Origin of the sequence: Catenulispora rubra (genome assembly GCF_015356825.1) — a bacterium.
GTDB classification, from domain to species: domain Bacteria; phylum Actinomycetota; class Actinomycetes; order Streptomycetales; family Catenulisporaceae; genus Catenulispora; species Catenulispora rubra.
In genome coordinates this window covers 1-1,381 of record NZ_JAACYW010000620.1, presented here as the reverse complement: position 1 = coordinate 1,381, position 1,381 = coordinate 1, and the positions used below count along the sequence as shown (strand labels likewise).

The 1,381-nt window shown below is 71.5% G+C and carries 3 protein-coding genes; 1 reads left to right on the top strand and 2 read right to left on the bottom strand.

Annotated features, from left to right (window positions below; genetic code table 11):
- The first annotated feature begins 94 nt into the window (after positions 1–94).
- Positions 95–493, top strand: a complete 399-nt coding sequence (locus GWK61_RS54575) for a nuclear transport factor 2 family protein (RefSeq protein WP_194922291.1) — start codon at positions 95–97, stop codon at positions 491–493.
- 37 nt (positions 494–530) lie between these two features.
- Here the strand turns inward: GWK61_RS54575 and GWK61_RS54570 are convergent, their stop codons facing one another.
- Positions 531–959 (bottom strand): VOC family protein, encoded by a 429-nt coding sequence (locus GWK61_RS54570; protein ID WP_194922290.1) that lies wholly within the window; start codon positions 957–959, stop codon positions 531–533.
- A 9-nt stretch (positions 960–968) separates the two neighbouring features.
- Positions 969–1,381: helix-turn-helix transcriptional regulator (locus GWK61_RS54565; RefSeq protein ID WP_194922289.1), on the bottom strand; the 413-nt coding region annotated here is incomplete at its 5' end.

Here is a 1,381-nt window from a genome sequence, read left to right as displayed (position 1 = left end):
CATCAGAATAGCGTGCATCGCGCACGCTTCTGCTACAGTTCGAGGCACGAGATGCGTGCATCGCGCACGCATCACTCCCCGGAAGGACCCTGCCATGCCCGCGACCGCCACGACCATCGCCACCGCTCTGACCGACCTCCTGCTCACCCCTGGCCTGCCGCTGGACGAGGCCCTCGACCGGCACTTCGCGCCGGAGTACCGCCAGCGCACCGACGGGGCGTGGATCGACCGCGCCGGGTTCGCCGAGCACATCGCGCACCTGCGGGGCGTCGTCGCGGACGGCACGATCCAGGTGCACGACGAACTCGCCGAGGGCCCGTCGTACGCCGAGCGGCACACGATCGACGTCGTGAAGGCCGACGGCTCGACGGCGTCGCACGAGGTGTACGTCTTCGCCGAGCGCGCGCCCGACGGCCGCTTCGTCCGCCTGGAGGAGGTCACGCTGATGGTGGCCGGGAGCGAGGCGGACCGCGGTCTGGGCAGCGCGCGGTGAGGCGCTGACGCTGTGCGCGGCCGCGATACGGCCGCGACTAGGGCTGCGGGATCTCGCGCGGCGTCGTGAGCCGGATGTGGTTGCCGGACGGGTCGCGGAACGAGGAGTCGCGGCCCCACGGCTCGTCGGTCGGCTTCTCGACGAACTCGACGCCGTGCGCGGTCAGGGCGGCGTACTCGGCGTCCAGGTCCTCGGTGGTGAGGAAGAGGGTTCCGGCGAAGCCCTTCGCCATCAGATCCTCGACCTCGGCCCTGGTGGCGTCGTCCATGAGCGGCTCGCCGGGGATCGGCATCAGCACGACGCTGATCTCCGGCTGATGCTCGGGGCCGACGGTGAGCCAGCGGAATCCCCCCATCTCGGGCAGCGTGACGTCCATGCGGACCACGAAGCCGAGCTTGCGGGTGTAGAAGTCGAGGGCCACGTCCTGGTCGTGGACCCAGAGCTGAGTGCTGAGATAGGAGATCATGGCCCCACGCTAGGACCCGGGCCCGCCAGTGTCTTCTCGAAACGTCCGGTTCTTCGGCCGGCCGTACGCGCGCAGCACACAGCCGGGCACGAGAGCGTGCTCGGCGGCCGGCGGATACGCGGCGCGGTAGGCGGCCGGCGGCAGGCCGTAGACCCGGGTGAAGCTGGTGGTGAAGGACCCGACGCTGGTCAGCCCGACCGCGCAGCAGATGTCGGCGACGGCGTAGTCGGTGTACCGGAGCAGCGCGGCGGCCCGCTCCAACCGGCGCGTGAGCAGGTAGGCGTGCGGCGACTCCCCGAACGCCCGCCGGAACTCCCGCGAGAAGTGCGCCCGCGACAGCCGCGCCGCCTCGGCGAGGTCGGCGACGGTCAGCGGCTCGGCGTAGCGCGAGTCGGCGAGGTCTTTGGCGCGCTGCAGGTGGC

Excerpts from the sequence above, each read along its gene's own strand:
- GWK61_RS54570 (WP_194922290.1), bottom strand. The coding sequence starts at position 959 with ATGATCTCCTATCTCAGCACTCAGCTCTGGGTCCACGACCAGGACGTG.
- GWK61_RS54575 (WP_194922291.1), top strand. The coding sequence starts at position 95 with ATGCCCGCGACCGCCACGACCATCGCCACCGCTCTGACCGACCTCCTG.